Source organism: Pseudomonas sp. YuFO8 (assembly GCF_035065025.1).
GTDB lineage: Bacteria > Pseudomonadota > Gammaproteobacteria > Pseudomonadales > Pseudomonadaceae > Aquipseudomonas > Aquipseudomonas putida_AE.
The window spans coordinates 88,715-108,252 of record NZ_JAXDEQ010000004.1 but is presented as its reverse complement, the minus strand read 5'-3'; the positions used below and the strand labels follow the sequence as shown (position 1 = coordinate 108,252).

17 protein-coding genes and 1 pseudogene are annotated in these 19,538 nt (G+C 59.9%); 6 read left to right on the top strand and 12 right to left on the bottom strand.

Annotated elements, in window-relative coordinates; translation table 11 throughout:
- The first annotated feature begins 49 nt into the window (after positions 1 to 49).
- From hutI to mdoH, 6 genes are all read left to right on the top strand, one after another.
- Positions 50 to 1,255 (top strand): imidazolonepropionase, encoded by a 1,206-nt coding sequence (hutI, locus tag SOP95_RS05425; protein WP_274076126.1) that lies wholly within the window; start codon positions 50 to 52, stop codon positions 1,253 to 1,255.
- Positions 1,256 to 1,265: 10 nt separating this feature from the next.
- Positions 1,266 to 2,069, top strand: coding sequence for an N-formylglutamate deformylase (hutG, locus tag SOP95_RS05420; RefSeq protein ID WP_274076125.1), 804 nt, complete (start codon positions 1,266 to 1,268; stop codon positions 2,067 to 2,069).
- A 197-nt stretch (positions 2,070 to 2,266) separates the two neighbouring features.
- Positions 2,267 to 3,238 carry a prolyl aminopeptidase gene (pip, locus tag SOP95_RS05415; protein ID WP_274076124.1) on the top strand — a complete coding sequence of 324 codons (972 nt, stop codon included), beginning with the start codon at positions 2,267 to 2,269 and terminating at the stop codon, positions 3,236 to 3,238.
- Positions 3,235 to 3,672 carry a D-aminoacyl-tRNA deacylase gene (dtd, locus tag SOP95_RS05410; protein ID WP_323606498.1) on the top strand — a complete coding sequence of 146 codons (438 nt, stop codon included), beginning with the start codon at positions 3,235 to 3,237 and terminating at the stop codon, positions 3,670 to 3,672. The genes pip and dtd overlap by 4 nt, the downstream gene beginning before the upstream one ends.
- A 320-nt stretch (positions 3,673 to 3,992) precedes the next feature.
- Entirely contained in the window at positions 3,993 to 5,810 is a 1,818-nt protein-coding gene (locus tag SOP95_RS05405) for a glucan biosynthesis protein G (RefSeq protein WP_323606497.1), read from the top strand.
- Positions 5,803 to 8,373 carry a glucans biosynthesis glucosyltransferase MdoH gene (mdoH, locus tag SOP95_RS05400; RefSeq protein WP_323606496.1) on the top strand — a complete coding sequence of 857 codons (2,571 nt, stop codon included), beginning with the start codon at positions 5,803 to 5,805 and terminating at the stop codon, positions 8,371 to 8,373. Before SOP95_RS05405 ends, mdoH begins: the two co-directional genes overlap by 8 nt.
- Before the next feature lie 256 nt (positions 8,374 to 8,629).
- On the opposite strand, the gene SOP95_RS05395 is transcribed toward mdoH, so the two are convergent.
- The 12 genes and pseudogenes from SOP95_RS05395 to ubiE all read right to left on the bottom strand — a co-directional run bounded on the left by SOP95_RS05395 (position 8,630) and on the right by ubiE (position 19,519).
- Entirely contained in the window at positions 8,630 to 10,966 is a 2,337-nt protein-coding gene (locus SOP95_RS05395) for a phosphatidylinositol-specific phospholipase C domain-containing protein (RefSeq protein ID WP_323606495.1), read from the bottom strand.
- Between the two features lie 400 nt (positions 10,967 to 11,366).
- Entirely contained in the window at positions 11,367 to 12,080 is a 714-nt protein-coding gene (locus SOP95_RS32115; protein ID WP_414920731.1) for a methyl-accepting chemotaxis protein, read from the bottom strand.
- A 141-nt stretch (positions 12,081 to 12,221) separates the two neighbouring features.
- Positions 12,222 to 13,196: pseudogene (locus SOP95_RS32110) on the bottom strand (methyl-accepting chemotaxis protein); the annotation flags it as partial.
- A 205-nt stretch (positions 13,197 to 13,401) separates the two neighbouring features.
- Complete coding sequence (locus SOP95_RS05385; RefSeq protein ID WP_274076118.1) at positions 13,402 to 14,109, bottom strand: 16S rRNA (uracil(1498)-N(3))-methyltransferase; 708 nt, start codon at positions 14,107 to 14,109, stop codon at positions 13,402 to 13,404.
- Complete coding sequence (gene tatC, locus SOP95_RS05380) at positions 14,106 to 14,900, bottom strand: twin-arginine translocase subunit TatC (RefSeq protein ID WP_274076117.1); 795 nt, start codon at positions 14,898 to 14,900, stop codon at positions 14,106 to 14,108. The genes SOP95_RS05385 and tatC overlap by 4 nt, the downstream gene beginning before the upstream one ends.
- Positions 14,897 to 15,322, bottom strand: a complete 426-nt coding sequence (tatB, locus tag SOP95_RS05375) for a Sec-independent protein translocase protein TatB (protein WP_274076116.1) — start codon at positions 15,320 to 15,322, stop codon at positions 14,897 to 14,899. The genes tatC and tatB overlap by 4 nt, the downstream gene beginning before the upstream one ends.
- Positions 15,323 to 15,332: 10 nt before the next feature.
- Positions 15,333 to 15,605 (bottom strand): twin-arginine translocase TatA/TatE family subunit, encoded by a 273-nt coding sequence (locus SOP95_RS05370; RefSeq protein WP_046816938.1) that lies wholly within the window; start codon positions 15,603 to 15,605, stop codon positions 15,333 to 15,335.
- A gap of 25 nt (positions 15,606 to 15,630) precedes the next feature.
- Positions 15,631 to 15,963, bottom strand: coding sequence for a phosphoribosyl-ATP diphosphatase (locus SOP95_RS05365; RefSeq protein WP_007899279.1), 333 nt, complete (start codon positions 15,961 to 15,963; stop codon positions 15,631 to 15,633).
- Positions 15,956 to 16,357, bottom strand: coding sequence for a phosphoribosyl-AMP cyclohydrolase (hisI, locus tag SOP95_RS05360; RefSeq protein WP_323606493.1), 402 nt, complete (start codon positions 16,355 to 16,357; stop codon positions 15,956 to 15,958). Before hisI ends, SOP95_RS05365 begins: the two co-directional genes overlap by 8 nt.
- A 167-nt stretch (positions 16,358 to 16,524) precedes the next feature.
- Positions 16,525 to 18,129 (bottom strand): ubiquinone biosynthesis regulatory protein kinase UbiB, encoded by a 1,605-nt coding sequence (ubiB, locus tag SOP95_RS05355; protein WP_323606492.1) that lies wholly within the window; start codon positions 18,127 to 18,129, stop codon positions 16,525 to 16,527.
- On the bottom strand, positions 18,126 to 18,749 hold the full coding sequence (locus tag SOP95_RS05350; protein ID WP_323606491.1) for a ubiquinone biosynthesis accessory factor UbiJ: 624 nt from the start codon (positions 18,747 to 18,749) through the stop codon (positions 18,126 to 18,128). The genes ubiB and SOP95_RS05350 overlap by 4 nt, the downstream gene beginning before the upstream one ends.
- Positions 18,749 to 19,519, bottom strand: coding sequence for a bifunctional demethylmenaquinone methyltransferase/2-methoxy-6-polyprenyl-1,4-benzoquinol methylase UbiE (gene ubiE, locus SOP95_RS05345; protein WP_033045331.1), 771 nt, complete (start codon positions 19,517 to 19,519; stop codon positions 18,749 to 18,751). Before ubiE ends, SOP95_RS05350 begins: the two co-directional genes overlap by 1 nt.
- Between the last annotated feature and the right edge of the window lie 19 nt (positions 19,520 to 19,538).

Sequence of the window (19,538 nt, the reverse complement as noted above, 5' to 3'; positions counted from 1 at the left end):
GGAGCCAGCCTGCTGGCGATTCGATTTTGAATACTGTGGAGACTAAGGGATGAAAACCCTCTGGCAACACTGCCACGTCGCAACCATGGCGCAAGGCGTCTACTCGATCATCGAGGACGCGGCCATCGTGACGTCCGGTGCGCTCATCGAGTGGGTCGGCCCGCGCGCTGAACTGCCGGCGGGCGAATACCCGGCGGTCAATGATTTGAATGGGGCCTGGGTCACGCCAGGCCTGATCGACTGCCACACCCACACGGTGTTCGGCGGTAACCGCAGCGGTGAATTCGAGCAGCGCCTGCAAGGCGTCAGCTACGCGGAAATCGCCGCCAGCGGCGGCGGCATCGCCAGCACCGTGCGTGCCACTCGCGCGGCCAGCGAAGACGAGCTGTTCGCCAGCGCCGCCAAGCGTCTGAAAAGCCTGATGCGCGATGGCGTCACCAGCATCGAGATCAAATCCGGATACGGTCTCGACCTCGCCAACGAACGCAAGATGCTGCGGGTAGCGCGTCGCCTTGGCGCCGAACTGCCGGTCAGCGTGCGCAGCACCTGCCTGGCGGCTCACGCCTTGCCACCGGAATATGCCGATCGCGCCGACGATTACATCGATCACATCTGCAGCGACATGCTCCCGGCCCTGGCCGCCGAAGGGCTGGTGGACGCGGTGGATGCGTTCTGTGAATACCTGGCGTTTTCCCCTGCCCAGGTCGAGCGCGTATTCATCACCGCCCAGGAACTGGGCCTGCCGGTGAAGCTGCACGCCGAGCAACTTTCGTCCCTGCACGGTTCGAGCCTGGCGGCGCGTTACCACGCGCTGTCGGCCGATCATCTGGAATTCATGACCGAAGACGACGCCATCGCCATGGCCAAGTCCGGCACAGTGGCGGTGTTGCTGCCCGGCGCCTTCTACTTCCTGCGCGAGACCCAGTTGCCGCCGATGGAGGCCTTGCGCAAGCACGGCGTGAAAATCGCCATCGCCACCGACCTCAACCCCGGCACCTCGCCGGCGCTGTCGTTGCGCTTGATGCTGAACATGGCCTGCACCTGTTTCCGCATGACCCCGGAAGAGGCCCTGGCTGGCGCGACCCTCCATGCCGCGACCGCGTTGGGCATGGCTGACACCCACGGTTCGCTTGAGGCCGGCAAGGTTGCGGATTTCGTTGCCTGGCACATCGATCGCCCGGCCGACCTGTGCTACTGGCTGGGCGGAGACCTGGAAAAACGCGTCGTGCGCCACGGCGTCGAATCAAGTCTGTAGGAGATCTGTTGTGGATAAGGTTCTGAACTTCAAACAAGGCCGCGTACCGCTGCTGATCAGCATGCCCCACGCCGGCGTGCGCCTGACCCCGGCGGTCGAAGCGGGATTGATCCCCGACGCGAAAAGCCTGCCGGACACCGACTGGCATATCCCGAAGCTTTACGATTTCGCCGCCGAGCTGGGTGCCAGCACCCTGGCCGCCGAGTATTCGCGATTCGTCATCGACCTGAACCGGCCGTCCGACGACAAGCCTTTGTATGTCGGCGCCACCACCGGTCTGTACCCGGCGACACTGTTCGACGGCATCCCGTTGTTCCGCGAAGGCCTTGAGCCCTCTGCCGATGAACGTGCAACCTACCTGGAGCAGATCTGGACGCCGTACCACAGCACCTTGCAGAACGAGCTGGCGCGACTGAAAGCCGAGTTCGGCTACGCGCTGTTGTTCGATGCGCACTCGATCCGCTCGATCATCCCGCACCTGTTCGACGGCAAGCTGCCGGACTTCAACCTCGGTACCTTCAATGGCGCCAGTTGCGATCCGCAGCTGGCCTCGCAGCTGGAAGCCATCTGCGCCGGTCATCCGGATTACAGCCATGTGTTGAACGGACGCTTCAAAGGCGGCCACATCACCCGGCATTACGGTAATCCGGCAGAAAACATTCACGCCGTGCAACTGGAGCTGGGGCAGTGCACGTACATGGAAGAGTTCGAGCCGTTCCGTTATCGCCCGGACCTGGCGGAGCCGACGCGGGTGGTATTGAAAGAGTTGTTACAAGGTTTGCTCGCCTGGGGTAAGGAACGCTACAAACGCTGAATGTCAACGCAATTCCCCCGGTAGGAGCTGCCGCAGGCTGCGATCTTTTGATCTTGAAAAATCAGAATCAAAAGATCGCAGCCTGCGGCAGCTCCTACAGGGGGCATGCTCATTGACGTAATTCGGGTTTATGATGCCCAACGGCAGAATAATAGAAGTCCCCCCAGGGATGACCTCGACCCCTTACGGAGCGCGCAATGCAGACTTTGTACCCACAGATCAAACCCCACGCCCGGCACGATCTGGCCGTCGACGAGACCCACACGCTGTATGTCGACGAAAGCGGTTCGCCGAAAGGTTTGCCGGTGGTGTTCATTCACGGCGGCCCCGGTGCCGGTTGCGATGCCGCGAGTCGGTGTTACTTCGATCCCAACCTGTACCGCATTGTCACCTTCGACCAGCGCGGTTGCGGTCGTTCCACCCCCCACGCGAGTCTGGAAAACAACACCACCTGGGACCTGGTCGCCGACCTCGAGCGGATCCGCCAGCACCTGGGCATCGACAAGTGGGTGCTGTTCGGCGGTTCCTGGGGGTCGACCCTGGCGCTGGCCTACGCGCAAACTCATCCGGAGCGCGTGCACGGGCTGATCCTGCGCGGGATTTTTCTCTGCCGCCCGCAGGAAATCGAATGGTTCTATCAAGCGGGCGCCAGTCGCCTGTTCCCGGATTACTGGCAGGACTACATTGCGCCGATCCCGGCGGACGAGCGCCATGACCTGCTCAACGCCTTCCACAAACGCCTGACCGGCAACGACCAGATCGCCCAGATGCACGCGGCCAAGGCCTGGTCCACCTGGGAAGGTCGCACCGCCACCCTGCGTCCGAACCCGATGGTCGTCGATCGTTTCTCCGAGCCGCAGCGTGCGTTGTCCATCGCCCGTATCGAATGCCACTATTTCACCAACAATGCCTTCCTTGAGCCGAACCAGCTGATTCGCGACATGGGCAAGATCGCTCATTTGCCAGGAGTGATCGTCCACGGTCGCTATGACGTGATCTGCCCGCTGGATAACGCCTGGGAACTGCACCAGGCCTGGCCCAATAGCGAACTGCAAATCATCCGTGACGCGGGCCATGCCGCTGCCGAACCGGGCATTACCGATGCATTGGTGCGTGCTGCCGATAAAATGGCGCGGCGCTTGCTCGACCTCGCCCCCGAAGAAGCATGAAAGGTCTGCTGCAACGCGTGCGCGGCGCGCGAGTCGAGGTGGCGGGGGAGGTGGTCGGCGCGGTCGACCAGGGTTTGCTGGTGCTGGTAGCCGTCGAGCCGGACGACACGCGGGCCAGCGCCGACAAACTTCTCAATAAGCTGCTTAACTATCGAGTGTTCAGCGACGCTGAGGGCAAGATGAACCTGTCCCTGGCGGATGTGGGTGGGGGGTTGCTGCTGGTCTCGCAGTTCACCCTGGCCGCCGACACCAAGAGCGGGCTGCGTCCGAGTTTTTCGACCGCGGCCCCTCCGGCCTTGGGCGAGGAGCTGTTCGACTATCTATTATGCAAAGCGAAACAGGTGCATGGCACTGTGGCATCAGGTAGATTCGGCGCGGATATGCAGGTGCACCTGGTCAATGACGGCCCGGTCACCTTCCTGTTACAGACCTGAAAGCGTTTGAAACATCTTTTTAAGCGCTTTTCGACTGAAAACAGGCGTTTTCCCCGATAAATACTTTGTTACCCCTGATGCGTTGTAACGCGGCCTACTAGATAATCGCGCGCTACGGGGATCAGCGTTCGTTGGTCCATTTTGACTTAGGTAGAGACTTGTCCGGATCCGATTGGGGAATCATTTTGCCCCAGCGGAGTCGGAACAATGCTCGCCAACTTGGCAAGAGTGGTCTGCAGGACCGGTTTTTTCCCACCGGATGCCTACAGGCCCTTTAACTGGCCGTTGGTTTTTTGATCTGTTTTCGGCGAGGGTTGCTCGTGATTGTTAGTCCCTGTAACGCACCAAAATTGACTGCCAAACGGTTTCGTAGCGCATTGGTAGCGGGCTCGGCACTCCTGTGCCTGCTCAGCGCCGGCCAGCTTTGGGCATTCAATCTGGATGATGTATCGGTTAAGGCAAAAGAGCTGGCCGGGCAAAAGTACGAAGCGCCGCGCAGCAACCTGCCGAACGAATTTCGCGAGATGAAATTTGCCGACTATCAGAAAATTCGCTTCCTGACTGAAAAAGCCGAATGGGCCGATCAGAAGACCCCGTTCAAGCTTTCGTTCTATCACCAGGGCATGCATTTCGATACGCCGGTGAAAATCAACGAAATCACGGCGAACAGTGTCGAAGAGATCAAGTACGACCCAAGTCGTTTCGATTTCGGCGACGTCAAGTTCGATCCAAAGGCCACCGAACAGCTCGGTTACGCCGGTTTCCGTGTCCTCTACCCGGTCAACAAGGCTGACAAGCAAGACGAAATCATGACCATGCTTGGCGCGAGCTACTTCCGCGTTGTCGGCAAGGGTCACGTCTACGGTTTGTCCGCTCGCGGCATGGCGATCGATACCGCCTTGCCGTCCGGCGAAGAATTCCCGCGTTTTCGCGAGTTCTGGATTCAACAGCCAAAACCGGGCGACAAGCACCTGGTGATCTTCGCCCTGCTGGATTCGCCACGGGCCACCGGTGCCTATCGCCTGACCCTGCGTCCGGGCAGCGACACCATTGTCGACGTCAAGGCGCAGATGTTCCTGCGTGACAAGGTCGGCAAACTGGGCATCGCACCACTGACCAGCATGTTCCTGTTCGGCGCCAACCAGCCGTCGAAAGTGCTCAACTATCGCCGTGAATTGCACGATTCCAGCGGCCTCGCAATCCATGCCGGCAACGGCGAGTGGATCTGGCGTCCGCTGAACAACCCGAAACACCTGGCGGTGAGCAACTTCTCGGTCGAGAACCCGCGCGGCTTTGGCTTGCTGCAACGTGGCCGTGACTTCAGCCACTACGAAGACCTCGACGACCGCTACGACAAGCGCCCAAGCGCCTGGATCGAACCGAAGGGCGACTGGGGCAAGGGCTCCGTCGATCTGGTAGAGATTCCGACCGCCGACGAAACCAACGACAATATCGTGGCTTTCTGGAGCCCGGAGAAGATGCCGGAGCCAGGCCAGCCGCTGGACTTCGCCTATCGCATGCACTGGACCATGGACGAAGCGGCGCTGCACGCACCGGACAGTGCCTGGGTCAGCCAGACCCTGAAATCCACCGGTGACGTCAAGCAGTCGAACCTGATTCGTCAGCCGGACGGCAGCGTTGCCTATCTGGTGGACTTTGAAGGTCCTTCCCTGGCGGCACTGGCACCGGATACCGATGTGCGCAGCCAGGTCAGCGTCGGCGAAAACGCCGAACTGGTCGAGAACAGCGTGCGCTACAACCCTGAAACCAAGGGCTGGCGCCTGACCCTGCGCATGAAGATCAAGGACCCGAGCAAGTCCACCGAGATGCGTGCTGCACTGGTGCAGAACATCGTGCCAGCCGATCTGGCCAAGACTTCGCTTCCAGTGTCTAACTCTTCCGTTGCCAAGGCAGACAAGGTTGCTGCCAAGCAAGCGGAGAAAGCCGACAAGGAAGCGAAGGCCGCCGAAGCCAAGCAGGCCGAAGCCAAGCCAGTTGCAGATGCCAAGGATGCGGCGAACAACAAAGACGCCAAGCAGCCTGCTGCTGCTGACGCGGCCCAAGCCACACCGGAATCGGCATCGACTGAAGAAGTCCTGACCGAGACCTGGAGCTATCAGTTGCCTGCCGATGAGTAATTCTCAAGTACAGCCAGAGACGCTTTCCGAGTATCTGGCACATCTGCCAATGACCGACCAGCAGCGCGCGGAACTCGCGGGCTGCCGGTCCTTCAGCGAATTGCACGAGCGTCTGTCGTCTTCCACATTCGACGCTCCGGCCGAGGCCGCCCAGGCATCGGTCGGCAAGCGCCTGACCCTGAGCACCGCCGAAGAATTGCAGGACGCCGAAATGCTGGCTCTCGACGTCAGTGGTCGGGTCGTCCTCAAGGCGACCCCGCCAATTCGCCGGACCAAGGTCGTGCCGGAACCGTGGCGGACCAATATCCTGGTGCGAGGCTGGCGACGCCTGACCGGCCGCACCAACCCGCCGAAGCCGCCGAAGGATGAGAACGTATTGCCGGCAGCGCGCTGGCGCACGGTCGGTTCGATCCGTCGCTACATTCTGTTGGTACTGATGCTCGGCCAGACCATCGTCGCCGGCTGGTTCATGAAAGGCCTCATGCCGTACCAGGGCTGGTCGTTCGTCGACCTCGAAGAAGTCCTGCACCAACCGTTGCTGCAAACCGCCACGCAGGTGCTGCCATACGCCTTGCAGACCAGCATCCTGATCCTGTTCGGGATTCTGTTCTGCTGGGTCTCGGCCGGGTTCTGGACCGCGCTGATGGGCTTTCTCGAGTTGCTCACCGGTCACGATAAATACCGTATCTCCGGTAAAAGTGCCGGCAACGAGCCGATTCCGAAGGACGCGCGCACTGCATTGGTGATGCCGATCTGTAACGAAGACGTGCCTCGGGTATTCGCCGGCCTGCGTGCAACGTTCGAGTCGGTAGCCGCCACGGGTGACCTGGATCGCTTTGACTTCTTTGTCCTCAGCGACAGTAACGACGCCGACATCTGCGTCGCCGAACAGCAGGCCTGGCTGGACGTCTGCCGCGAAGCCAAGGGCTTCGGCAAGATCTTCTATCGCCGTCGCCGTCGCCGTGTGAAGCGCAAGAGCGGCAACCTCGACGACTTCTGCCGTCGCTGGGGTGGTGACTACAAGTACATGGTCGTGCTCGACGCCGACTCGGTGATGAGCGGCGAGTGCCTGACCAGTCTGGTACGCCTGATGGAAGCCACGCCGGACGCCGGGATCATCCAGACCGCGCCACGTGCGTCGGGCATGGACACCCTGTATGCACGCATGCAGCAGTTCGCCACTCGTGTGTACGGTCCGCTGTTCACCGCCGGCCTGCACTTCTGGCAGTTGGGCGAATCCCACTACTGGGGTCACAACGCGATCATCCGCATGAAGCCGTTCATCGAGCACTGCGCCCTGGCGCCGTTGCCGGGTAAAGGCGCGTTCGCCGGTGCGATCCTGTCCCACGACTTCGTCGAAGCTGCGCTGATGCGCCGTGCCGGCTGGGGCGTGTGGATTGCCTATGACTTGCCGGGCAGCTACGAAGAGCTGCCGCCGAACCTGCTGGACGAACTCAAGCGCGACCGTCGCTGGTGCCACGGCAACCTGATGAACTTCCGCCTGTTCCTGGTCAAGGGCATGCACCCGGTGCACCGTGCGGTGTTCCTGACGGGCGTGATGTCCTACCTGTCGGCGCCGTTGTGGTTCTTCTTCCTGGTGCTGTCCACCGCGCTGTTGGCAGTCAACACGCTGATGGAGCCGCAGTACTTCCTCGAACCTCGCCAGCTTTATCCGCTGTGGCCACAATGGCATCCGGACAAGGCGATCGCGCTGTTCTCGACCACAGTCGTGCTGCTGTTCCTGCCGAAGCTGTTGAGCATCATCCTGATCTGGGCCAAGGGCGCAAAAGAGTTCGGCGGCAAGTTCAAGGTGACGCTGTCGATGTTCCTGGAAATGCTGTTCTCCATGCTGCTGGCGCCGGTGCGGATGATTTTCCACACCCGCTTCGTGCTCGCCGCGTTCCTCGGCTGGGCCGCGACCTGGAACTCGCCGCAACGTGACGACGACTCCACGCCGTGGAGCGAAGCGGTCAAGCGTCACGGGCCGCAGACCTTGCTGGGCTTCTTCTGGGCCTTGCTGGTGATCTGGTTGAACCCGAGCTTCCTGTGGTGGCTGGTGCCGATCGTCGGATCGTTGATGCTGTCGATCCCGGTGTCGGTGATTTCCAGCCGTGTCGGCCTGGGCCTCAAGTCCCGTGACGAGAACCTGTTCCTGATTCCTGAGGAATACAATCCACCGCAGGCACTGCTGGCCACCGACCAGTACACCCACGAAAACCGCTGGCATGCGTTGAACGACGGCTTTGTCCGTGCGGTGGTCGATCCACAGCAGAACGCCCTGGCGTGCTCGCTGGCGACCTCGCGTCACCGTGAGGCCGAGCCGATCGAATGGCTGCGGGTCGAGCGTGTCCGCCACGCCATGAAAGTCGGGCCTGAAGGCCTGACCAACAATGAGCGTGTACAGCTGCTGAGCGACCCGGTGGCATTGGCTCGCTTGCATGAGCAGGTCTGGAGCGAAGGTCATCCGGAGTGGCTGGGCGCATGGCGCAAATCGGTCCAGGCCGATCCGCATGCACCGCTGTTGCCGCTCAAGCCATTGAGTGTGCAGGCACAGTTGGCATAACGAAAAAAACCGCTCCGTAAGGAGCGGTCGCTCAAGAAAAGATCGCAATCTTCGGCGGTTCCTACGGATTTCCTCTGTAGAAGCTGCCAAAGGCTGCGATCTTTTGCTTTAAGCCACTAAATCCCGCATAAACCCTTAAACATGCGAACCAGCATCAGCATTCATGCCAGGACCATTTGTGGTCGTCCGGATGACGCTCTTTACCTCCGAGCGCCTCCACTCCAGACGGTAGCTACTGGTTATCGCGCTGCTCTGGTCATGTGCCCGAACCAAAGGCGTCAAGTCGCAGGGGGTCGGAGTCACTGTAGTTTGAATTATTATCCAGCGCTCTTACTATATATGTACAAGGTCTGACACTGTCTTCGGTTACGAAGCCCTGCAAATCAAGATCTAAATGATCTGTCGAGCCTAATAGGCTGGCGTCTCGACGAATTTCATATTTTACGACCTTGACGTTGTCAGTTGAACTGTTCCACACCAGGTAATCTTTGCCCCCCATGGAGATTACTTTAAGGTTGGTTGGCTTGCTGGGGGCTCCTCCGTCGAGTGTGCGTGTAAACAGGAATTCAGAGTTGGTAAAGTTTCCAGCGGCATCCAATGCGCGAATTTGGTGAGCGTATGTCGTAGATCCGTCGAGGCCTCTGTCGAAAAAAGAAGTGCTGGTAACTCTGTCGATCGGGTCGCCGTTGCGGAGAACGTCATAGCCAGTAACTTTAACGTTATCAGTAGAAGCCTCCCACTGCAGATTAATAGAGTTGGCCGTAACTGCAGTTGCTTTAAGGTTGTTCGGTTTGGAGGGAGCAATCCCTTCTGGCGTGGTGATATCGAGTGGATCGGAGTTGGTTTCGTTTCCTCCATAATCGAATGCCTGAACGATGTATCTGTAGTTCGTAAGTGGGGTAAGGGAACGGTCAACATATGAAGTTGCGGAGGTCGTGTCGATTGGTGTGGTGTTGCGGTAGATTTTATAGCCGGCTATGTCGCCGTTATCAGTTGACGGAGTCCAATTCAGGGTGGTGGAACGGGCCAGGATTTCGGATGCTGTAAGGTTGCCAGGTTTGCTGGGGGGGGTAGTGTCTGTATTTCTGACTTTGATTTCGGAAGGGTTGCCGTCTCCAGAGGCAAAGTGAGCCACTACTTTATAATGGTATTCCCTGCCGGGCGTTAGCTCATGGAATGTATATTCATTGTTTTCAATGTTGAAAGCATATCCATCGATAAATAACTTGTAGTACTCAACCTGCTCGCTATCCTCTGGTTTACTCCAGACTAACGTTGTCGAGGTATCTGTCACCTCGCGAGCCCGAAAATTCAAGGTGGTGCTTTGATGAGCGGCCAACGCCCTTGCTCGCGTGGCGCTGATGCATCGGTCGACTACTCCTGTTGATGCAAAAAAATCAATGTTGATCATGTTGCCTTTAGTTGGCGTTCTATAACGACCAGACCCAATGCTGCTAAAGAAATAGTCCCAATGTATTTCGTTCGGTGTAAAGCGGGTGGGTCCTCCTATTGGAGTGTAGCCAGCAGCAAGCATCGACCATAGCTGATTCTTTGGTGGGTCGGCCATGATTTCAATCATATGGTTTTTTAGTGTGGTCGGTGTATTAGTGTTTTGGCTGTTCCAAGTCTGATAAACTTTCCCCCAAAGATACAGTCTCGATGGATCCCAATCATCCCAGGCAATAATAATATTCCTGCCAGGGTATTGCTGCCGGATTTGCCCGATCGTCAAGCCCCGTGCGGCCCACGGAATACAACGATCACTGAGAGCAGCTTCTAGCATGTCTTTGACGCGGTTGACCGCGTCGGGGAGAACCTTTTCATGAAAATCCATTATCACGATTTCTAAAGGATTTTGTATTGCAAATTGACGAACTTCTTGAATGCAGTTGTGCAAATAGCGGCTGGCATGGTACCTCTCGTGTTGAAATCTAAACTCTTGAATAGTGCCCACGTGATCTATGTGTCTGTAAACTCTTAAGTCCAGAACTCGCATGCCGCCTTGTAGTTGATTGGTGAATGTTTTATCTTGACAGGCGCCCCACCGAACACCTGGAAATCCTGACCCTTCCTTGTCCACGCCAGCATTATGGGCTTCTGGCAGTATCAGTTCGTGTATTTTCAGAAGTTCTATGAGTGGGCCACTATCTGTCATCCATCGGCTGTAATTTGTCGAGGCTTCATTGTGTCGGAATTCCAAGTGGTGACGAACGACGTGGAGTGAGTGTTCATTTAGAGTGCCGTCGGTACTTATCATCAAGATCATTGTGATCTTGGTGTTGTCACCAAGCTTGGAAAGTTGCTCAAGCGGTAGTTCGCAGGTGAATGCTGTTTCGCCTGTCGAAACGCCAATGGATACTGCTTCGGCCAAGGTTAGAAAGCCAGGATATCCATTGGCGTAAGTGCATTCACAATGCAGCCATAGCTTTGTTTTGCTATTGAAGCCAGTCAGCGACTGGACGTTGATAGTTGGGCCCTTCACCAAGTGGTTGTAGATTAAAACATCGTTTGCTGTGTCAGATACGGTAAGGCGGGGTAGAAAATCATCTGAAAGGTCAATGTCGGAGGTTTGGCTCTGCTGCTGAATGGTCATATTGGTCACCGCTCAAATGTAGGCGGGAATAAGTGGAGCACAAGTAACGTCGTTTGAGACCTATCAGTTCTGATAGGCGGTCCAAAGCCTGATAATGATTTAGTATTCAAAGTTTTTTAGGCGGATTTTAGTGTTATCGATTTCCCTGATCGCCAAGGTCGCGCGCAACAGTCTGCAAGTCGCCCAAGGCGATGACGTGCCCGAAATCAATGTGATTGGCGTCACTCGTCTTAGGGTCGCCGGCCGCCCTTTCGACCATTACATCGAGCGAACGAGGTAATAATGACTTCATGAGCGCTGTTGAGCAGTTCGGTAATCCCGCACATGACCGTACTGGAATACCTCTGCCTGGCTAAATGCATCACCTCGGTCCGTAGTGAACCGAGGCAGGTGAATCACCTCAAACCTTGAACCGCCCCACCAGCATCTGCAAATGCGTCCCCAGGCGCGCCAGCTCAATGCTGGACGCCGCCGTCTCTTCACTTGCTGCGGACGTCTGATCCGACACATCACGCACGTTCAGCACGCTGCGGTTGATCTCTTCGGCCACGGCGCTCTGCTGTTCGGCGGCGGCGGCAATCTGCTGGTTCATTGCCTGGATCGCCGACACCGTGCGGGTGATGTTCTCCAGTGAGCCGCCGGCGCGACGGGTCAGTTCCACGCTGCTGTCGGTCAGGGCGCGACTGTTGTCCATGATTGTCGCCACTTGCTGGGTGCCGTTTTGCAGGCCGACGATCAGCTCTTCGATCTCCTCGGTGGATTTCTGTGTGCGTTGCGCCAGGCTGCGTACTTCATCGGCGACCACGGCAAAACCTCGCCCGGCTTCGCCGGCACGGGCCGCTTCGATGGCCGCGTTGAGCGCCAGCAGGTTGGTTTGCTGGGCGACGGACTTGATCACGTCGAGCACGCTGCCGATCTTGTCGCTTTCGCGCTTGAGTTCGCCCATGGCTTCGGTGGAGTGACCCACTTCCTTGGCCAGGCGCTCGATCTGTGCGATGGCTTCACCCACCACCTTGTCGCCTTCGCGGGCCTGTTGATCGGCGGCGACGGCGGCCTCTGAGGCTTCCTCGGCGTTACGCGCGACTTCTTGCACCGTGGCGGTCATTTCATTCATGGCGGTGGCCACCTGGTCGGTCTCGACCTTCTGGCTGGTGACGCCGGCGCTGGTTTGCTCGGTGACGGCGGACAGTTCTTCGGCGGCGCTGGCGATTTGCGTAACGCCGTCGCTGATGCCACCGATCAGTTCACGCAAGCCTTGGGTCATGCGCTGGATGGCCCGTTGCAGCTGGCCAAGTTCGTCCTGGCGCTGGGAGAGCAGGTTGTGGGTCAGGTCGCCGGCAGCGATGCGCTCGGCCGCTTTGAGGGTCTGGTTCAGCGGAATCACGATCTGCCGAGTGATTGCCCAGGCCGCAAACAAGCCAAAGACCAGCGCCAGGACGGTGGCCAGCAACAGCATGTTCTTGGCGTGCGCTACGTCGGTATCGCGTACCAGGGTTTGCGAGACGGTGAGCTTGTTGCTGACCTCGAGCAGGATCTCGCCCTGGGCGGCCATGCGTTTGAAGGCGTCGGCGCTGGCGGTCTGGGAATCGCGGTACTGGCTGACCGCGGCGCGGTAGGCCTTGAGCGAGTCGGTCGCTTGCTGCAGGTTGCCAATGTGTTGTTCCGGCAGCTGCGACGGCAGGCTTTGCAGGTATTTCAGGGCGTTGTCGATGGCGTCCAGCGCCGGCTGCTCGGCCTCGGCCTTGCCGCTGTAGGTGTAGCCACGCACCTGGAAGCGCGCTTGCTGGATCAGTTTGCTCAGGTCGATCACGCTGTTGAACTGCGCCACGCTGTCGCCTTGCAGCATGGCTTTTTCCACTTCGGCCACTTTGGCCACGGCATTGTCGGCGGTGGAGCCCAGTTTGCTGCGGGCGTCTTCGCGGCTGGCGCCGGCCTGGGTCATGGCGGCGAAGGCTTGCTTGTATTGGCTGACGGCGGCCAGTTGCTGGTCGATCATGGCCACGTCGGCGGGTTGCTCGATCATCTTGCGAGCCGCTTGCAGGCTGGTGTCGAGCTTGCCCAGCAAATCACTGACGGCGCCGGGGCCTTGTTCGCCGCGACGCATTTCGTAATCCAGGCGGGCGATGCGCAGGTCCTTGGTCATCCCGTTGATCTCGGAGATGAACCCCAGCCCATCACCGCGACGGGTGACGTCGCTCAGGCCGGTCCAGCCGGTGAAGGTGATCAGCATCGTAAGCAGCAGCACAAGACCGAAGCCGACGCCCAGCTTGCGGTTTACGCTCACGTTACCCAGTTTATCGGCCAGCCATTGGTACATGCTGCAACTCCCTTGGACCACACATTGGTTTCATGGGAGGTGTATCGGCAGAGGCGCTGGGTTCTGTAGGCGCTGCCCGATGGGCGGATAGATGATGAGCCTGTGGGAGCGTCTGGATTTAGAAGAGTCGTGCCAGCAGTGCCGTGACGGCAGTTTCCACGCGCAGGATGCGCTCGCCCAATTGCACCGGTTGCAGGCCGGATTTGCCCAGCAAGTCGATCTCGTAGGGGATCCAGCCACCTTCCGGGCCGATGGCCAGGGTCACCGGCTCGGTCAGGGCGCGGGGGCAGGGCGGGTATTGGCCCGGATGGCCAACCAGGCCGAGGGTGCCCTCGGTGATGGCAGGCAGGCGATCTTCGACGAACGGTTTGAAGCGCTTCTCGATCACCACTTGCGGCAAGACACTGTCCCTGGCCTGTTCGAGACCAAGGATCAATTGCTCGCGAATGGCCTCGGGCTCCAGGAATGGTGTCTGCCAGAAGCTCTTCTCGACGCGATAGCTGTTCACCAGCACGATTCGTGGCACACCCATGGCCGCGACGGTCTGGAACACCCTGCGGAGCATCTTGGGCCGTGGCAGGGCCAGGACCAGGGTCAGCGGTAGCTTGGCGGGCGGTGGCTGGTCGAGGGTGACGCGCAGTTCCGCCTCGCTGGCGTCCAGGCGCAGGACCTCGGCCGAGCCCATCAGGCCACCGATACGGCCGACACGCATGCTGTCACCGACTTCACAGCGGTGGACTTCCTGCATGTGGGTCAACCGGCGATCACGCAGCACGACCCGGTCGGCCGCAATGAAGTCGGCCTCTTCAAGGAGCAGCAGGTTCACGGTTGGGTCGCTGGCGGCTGGTCGTTGTGATCGTCGACAGGCTGGTCGTCCGGGTGTTCGCCACGCTTGCTGATCAGGCTGCCAAACAGGATGCCGATCTCGAACAGCAGCCACATCGGTACGGCCAGCAGGGTCTGCGAGAAAATGTCCGGCGGGGTCAGGATCATGCCGACCACGAAGCAGCCGATGATCACATACGGGCGGATTTTCTTCAGGTACTTGACGTCGACCACGCCGATCCACACCAGCAGCACCACGGCCACCGGGATCTCGAACGCCACGCCGAAGGCGAAGAACAGCGTCATGACGAAATCGAGGTAGCTGGTGATGTCGGTCATCATTTCCACGCCGGCCGGGGTGGCGGCGGCGAAGAATTTGAAGATCAACGGGAACACCAGGAAATAGGCGAACGCCATGCCGGCGTAGAACAGCACGATGCTCGAGCACAGCAAGGGCACGGCGATGCGCTTCTCGTGCTTGTACAGGCCCGGTGCGATGAAGCCCCAGATCTGGTGCAGGATCACCGGGATCGCCAGGAACAGCGACACCATCATGGTCAGCTTCAGTGGCGTCAGGAACGGCGACGACACATCGGTGGCAATCATCGTCGCGCCGGCGGGCAGGTACGCGCGCAGTGGTGTCGAGACGAAGGTGTAGATCTGCTGGGTGAATGCAAACAACCCGGCGAAGATGATGAAGATCGCCGCTACGCAGCGCAGCAGGCGGGTACGCAACTCGGTGAGGTGCGAAACCAGCGGCATGTGCTGGTCGTTTTCAGGAAGATCGCTCATGGGGCTCGCGGCGGCAGTGTTGGGTCATGAGGGGCCGGCGCAACGGGCGCAGCCGCGGGTGCAACGGGCGCGACCGGCGTCGCTGCGACAGGTGCAGCTTGCACAGGCGCAGATTCAACGGCAGGCGCATCAACCGTCTGCGTCGCCACAGGCTCGACGGGCGTCGGCTGCTGCTGGGTCGGCGAGAAGATCTTTCGGGCCTCCTGTTCAAGCGACAGGATGTGCTCGTTGTGCAGTTGCCGACGAATCTCGTCGGCACCGATTTCACGTTCAACTTCCTGTTTGATCGCATTGAAGCTGCGCTTGAGGCGCCCAACCCACAGGCCGGCGGTGCGCGCAGCGCCCGGCAGGCGCTCGGGACCCAGCACGAGCAGGGCGACGAGGCCGACGAGCAGCAGTTCAGAGAAGCTGATACCAAACATTAGTCAGTGCTCACACGTCTTTGCGGATCGGCTCTTCGACTTTCTGCGCCTGCACGTCGATGGTGTGCGGCTGGTTCACCGAAGCCTGAGGCTGTACCGGCGGCACCGGTTGGGCCGGGGTCACGGTTGGCTCGGCGGGTTTTTCGTCGTCGTTCATGGCTTTCTTGAAGCCCTTGATCGACTCGCCGACGTCGGTGCCGAGGTTTTTCAGTTTCTTGGTGCCGAACACCAGAACCACGACGACCAGGATGACGACCCAGTGTTTCCAGTCAAAAATGCCCATGCTGCTGCTCCTCTCTAATCGTTATTCAGGCGGACGGGCGCGAGGCTTTCTCGGCGTGTCCGGACAGACCGAAGCGACGGTCCAGTTCATCGAGTACAGCCTGGGGATGCTGCCCCAACTGGGCGAGCATGACCATGCTGTGGAACCACAAATCGGCGGTTTCGTAGATGACATCGCTGCAGTCGCCGCTGATGGCGGCGTCCTTGGCGGCAATGATGGTCTCGACCGACTCTTCGCCGACTTTTTCCAGAATCTTGTTCAAGCCCTTGTGGTACAGGCTGGCGACGTACGAGCTGTCGGCGGCGGCGCCTTTGCGCTCTTCCAGCACCTGGGCCAGGCGGGTCAACGTGTCACTCATGTTTGTGTCCTGCGCTATAGATGGCGTGCGGATCTTTCAGTACCGGGTCGACGGTTGTCCAGTCGCCGTTCTCATAGACGCGGTAGAAGCAGCTCTGGCGGCCGGTATGACAGGCGATGTCGCCGATCTGCTCGACCATCAGGATGATCACGTCGGCGTCGCAGTCCAGGCGCATCTCATGCAGGGTCTGCACGTGGCCGGACTCTTCGCCCTTGCGCCACAGCTTGCCACGCGAGCGCGACCAGTAGATGGCGCGGTTCTCGGCCGCCGTCAGTTGCAGTGCTTCGCGGTTCATCCAGGCCATCATCAGGACGCGCCCGGTCTCGTGGTCCTGGGCAATCGCCGGCACCAGGCCGTCGGCATCCCATTTGATCTCGTCCAGCCAGTTGTTCATCTTCAGTTCCTGAAGCAGCTTTAAGCTTAAAGCTTCAAGCTGCTAGTAAAAGCCAGTGCGCTTCGGTCTTTCGTAATGTGTAACACACGTATCTACAGGGTGAATCAAACGTGAGTGCTATGAACATCGCTTGAGGCTTGCAGCTTATAACTTGCAGCTCAATCCTGCTATCGACGAACGACCAGATACAAGCCGACGGCCATCATGATGCCCGCCGGCCAGTAGGCCAGATCGTTCAGCGGCCCACCCGCGGTGAGGATCGCGCCACCGGCCAAATGCGCTGTGCCGAGCAGGCGCAGGAACCAGTCGTCGCGGCGACGGTGCCAGGGTGGCGGCGGGTCGTAGGCGTGCGGCTGGGACATGCGTTCGAGCAGGTCGCGGGCCATGTTGGCCAGGTGCGGCAGTTGCTCGAACTGGCTCTGCACGTTGCCGAGCAGGGCTTTGGGGCTGACGCGTTCGCGCATCCAACGTTCGAGGAAGGGTTGCGCGGTGTTCCACAGGTCGAGGTCCGGGTACAGCTGGCGGCCCAGGCCTTCGATGTTCAGCAGGGTTTTCTGCAGCAGGACAAGCTGCGGCTGCACTTCCATGTTGAAGCGGCGCGCCGTCTGGAACAGGCGCATCAGCACCTGGCCGAATGAAATATCTTTTAACGGTTTTTCGAAGATCGGTTCGCAAACTGTCCGGATCGCCGCTTCGAATTCGTTGAGTTTGGTTTCCGCCGGCACCCAGCCTGAATCGATGTGCAGCTGTGCCACACGCCGGTAATCACGCTTGAAGAAGGCGAACAGGTTGCGCGCCAGATAATCCTGGTCTTCCGGGGTCAGGCTGCCGACGATGCCGCAGTCGATCGCAATGTACTGCGGGCTCCACGGATTGACGGTGCTGACGAAGATGTTGCCGGGGTGCATGTCGGCATGGAAAAAGCTGTCGCGGAACACCTGGGTGAAGAAGATCTCCACGCCGCGTTCGGCGAGCATTTTCATGTCGGTGCGCTGGTCGGCCAGGGTTGCGAGGTCAGTGACCTGGATGCCGTAGATGCGCTCCATCACCAGCACTTTCGGCCGGCACCAGTCCCAATAGACTTGCGGCACGTACAGCAGTGGCGAACCGTCGAAGTTGCGCTTCAGCTGGCTGGCGTTGGCTGCTTCGCGCAGCAGGTCGAGCTCATCGTAGATGGTTTTTTCGTAGTCCTGGACCACATCTACCGGGTGCAGCAGGCGCGCATCGGCCGAGAGTTTTTCGGCGGCGCGGGCGAGGATGAACAGCCACGCCAGGTCCTGGGCAATCACCGGCTTGAGGCCCGGGCGGATCACCTTGACCACCACTTCTTCGCCGGTTTTCAGCTGCGCGGCGTGCACCTGGGCCACCGACGCCGAGGCCAGCGGTTCGACGTCGAAGCGGCTGAATACTTCACTGATTTTCTTGCCCAGCTGTTCTTCGATCAGCTTGACCGACAGCTGCGAGTCGAACGGCGGCACGCGGTCCTGCAACATCATCAGCTCGTCGGCGATGTCTTCCGGCAGCAGGTCGCGGCGGGTGGACAGGATCTGCCCGAACTTGATGAAGATCGGTCCCAGGTCCTGCAACGCCAGGCGCAAGCGCGCGCCACGGCTCAGCTCCAGCGTCTTGCGCGGGAACCAGCGCCACGGCAGGGCATAACGCAGGGCCCGCAGAAACCAGGGCAGCGGCAGGGCGAACAGCAGGTCATCGAGGCGGTAGCGGATCACGACGCGCTGGATGCGCAACAAACGGCGGACGGCAAGCAGCTTCATGCGTTATCGCTTGGGTCGAGGGATCGGGAAAGGCGCTCGAAACGCGCCTCGAGACGTTCCAGATCGAGTTTGATCTGGTCCAGTTCACTGAAACGGGCTTCGGCTTCGCGCTGACCGACAAGGGTGCGCGACTCTTCGGCCAGGTATTCGCCCAGGTTCTGGCCCAGGCTGGCGAACCCTTGCTGATACCAGCGGGCACGACTGCGCAGGTGACCGCCGAGCAGTTGCGTGGCGACCGGCCCCAGCCAGCGCGAGAGTTCGTACTCCCAGTCCAGCTCCAGGTCCTGAAGGATCGCCGCCAGTTCCAGCAGCACGCCGCTGTCGCCGTCGAGTTCGACTTCAGGGCTGTGCAGGATCGCGGTCTTGTCCTTGCTCATGGCCAGTTTCAGCAGGCTCGAAGCCGGTGCGCGCAGGGTGCAGTCGGCGCCGGTTTCCCACTGAGAGGCGAGCATCAGGCCTTCGTCGCTGGGCAGGATGAACACCTGCAACGCCGGGCTGCGGCAATCGACGGCAATCACCCTGCCGCTCAAATGCGCCAGCCGCGGCAGCGCCGTGCTGTCGAGACGCAGCACCCGGTTCAGGCCGAGTTCTACGCTGGCGAGCAGGCCGGCGAGCAGCATCAGGGCTTGATGCCGCGGTGCAGGGCGACGATGCCTGCGGTCATGTTGTGATAGGTCACGCGGTCGAAACCGGCCTCGACCATCATCGACTTCAGGGTTTCCTGGTTCGGGTGCATGCGGATCGATTCGGCCAGGTAGCGGTAGCTTTCCGAGTCGTTGGTGATCAGCTTGCCCATCAGCGGCATGAAGGCGAACGAGTAGGCGTCGTAGGCCTTGGACATCAGCGCATTGGTCGGCTTGGAGAATTCCAGCACCAGCAGGCGACCGCCTGGCTTGAGCACGCGCAGCATGGAGCGCAGGGCATCTTCCTTGTGCGTCACGTTGCGCAGGCCGAAGGCGATGGTCACGCAGTCGAAATGGTTGTCCGGGAACGGCAGTTTTTCCGCATCGGCCTGGACGAATTCGACGTTGCCGGCCACACCCAGGTCCAGCAGGCGATCACGACCGACCTTGAGCATGGATTCGTTGATGTCGGCCAGCACTACCTGGCCGGTCGGGCCCACGAGGTGCGAGAATTTGCGGGTCAGGTCGCCCGTGCCACCGGCGATGTCCAGCACCCGGTTGCCGGTGCGCACGCCCGACAGTTCGATCGCGAAACGCTTCCACAGACGGTGCATGCCGCCCGACAGGAGGTCGTTCATCAGGTCGTACTTGGCGGCTACCGAGTGGAAAACCTCAGCGACTTTTTCCGCTTTCTGGCTTTCCGGAACGTTTTTGAAGCCGAAGTGAGTGGTGGGTTCGGCGTCGTTGCCTTTGCGCTGATCAGTCATATCGCTGTCACCAAAAGAG

Bases quoted from the DNA above. Each gene is read 5' to 3' on its own strand.
- tatC (WP_274076117.1), bottom strand. From the start codon at position 14,900: ATGAGCGATCTTCCTGAAAACGACCAGCACATGCCGCTGGTTTCGCAC.
- SOP95_RS05370 (WP_046816938.1), bottom strand. From the start codon at position 15,605: ATGGGCATTTTTGACTGGAAACACTGGGTCGTCATCCTGGTCGTCGTG.
- SOP95_RS05350 (WP_323606491.1), bottom strand. From the start codon at position 18,749: ATGCTGCTCGCCGGCCTGCTCGCCAGCGTAGAACTCGGCCTGAACCGG.
- SOP95_RS05365 (WP_007899279.1), bottom strand. From the start codon at position 15,963: ATGAGTGACACGTTGACCCGCCTGGCCCAGGTGCTGGAAGAGCGCAAA.
- ubiB (WP_323606492.1), bottom strand. From the start codon at position 18,129: ATGAAGCTGCTTGCCGTCCGCCGTTTGTTGCGCATCCAGCGCGTCGTG.
- hisI (WP_323606493.1), bottom strand. From the start codon at position 16,357: ATGAACAACTGGCTGGACGAGATCAAATGGGATGCCGACGGCCTGGTG.
- SOP95_RS32115 (WP_414920731.1), bottom strand. From the start codon at position 12,080: ATGAATGAAATGACCGCCACGGTGCAAGAAGTCGCGCGTAACGCCGAG.
- pip (WP_274076124.1), top strand. From the start codon at position 2,267: ATGCAGACTTTGTACCCACAGATCAAACCCCACGCCCGGCACGATCTG.
- mdoH (WP_323606496.1), top strand. From the start codon at position 5,803: ATGAGTAATTCTCAAGTACAGCCAGAGACGCTTTCCGAGTATCTGGCA.
- hutI (WP_274076126.1), top strand. From the start codon at position 50: ATGAAAACCCTCTGGCAACACTGCCACGTCGCAACCATGGCGCAAGGC.
- ubiE (WP_033045331.1), bottom strand. From the start codon at position 19,519: ATGACTGATCAGCGCAAAGGCAACGACGCCGAACCCACCACTCACTTC.
- dtd (WP_323606498.1), top strand. From the start codon at position 3,235: ATGAAAGGTCTGCTGCAACGCGTGCGCGGCGCGCGAGTCGAGGTGGCG.
- SOP95_RS05395 (WP_323606495.1), bottom strand. From the start codon at position 10,966: ATGACCATTCAGCAGCAGAGCCAAACCTCCGACATTGACCTTTCAGAT.
- tatB (WP_274076116.1), bottom strand. From the start codon at position 15,322: ATGTTTGGTATCAGCTTCTCTGAACTGCTGCTCGTCGGCCTCGTCGCC.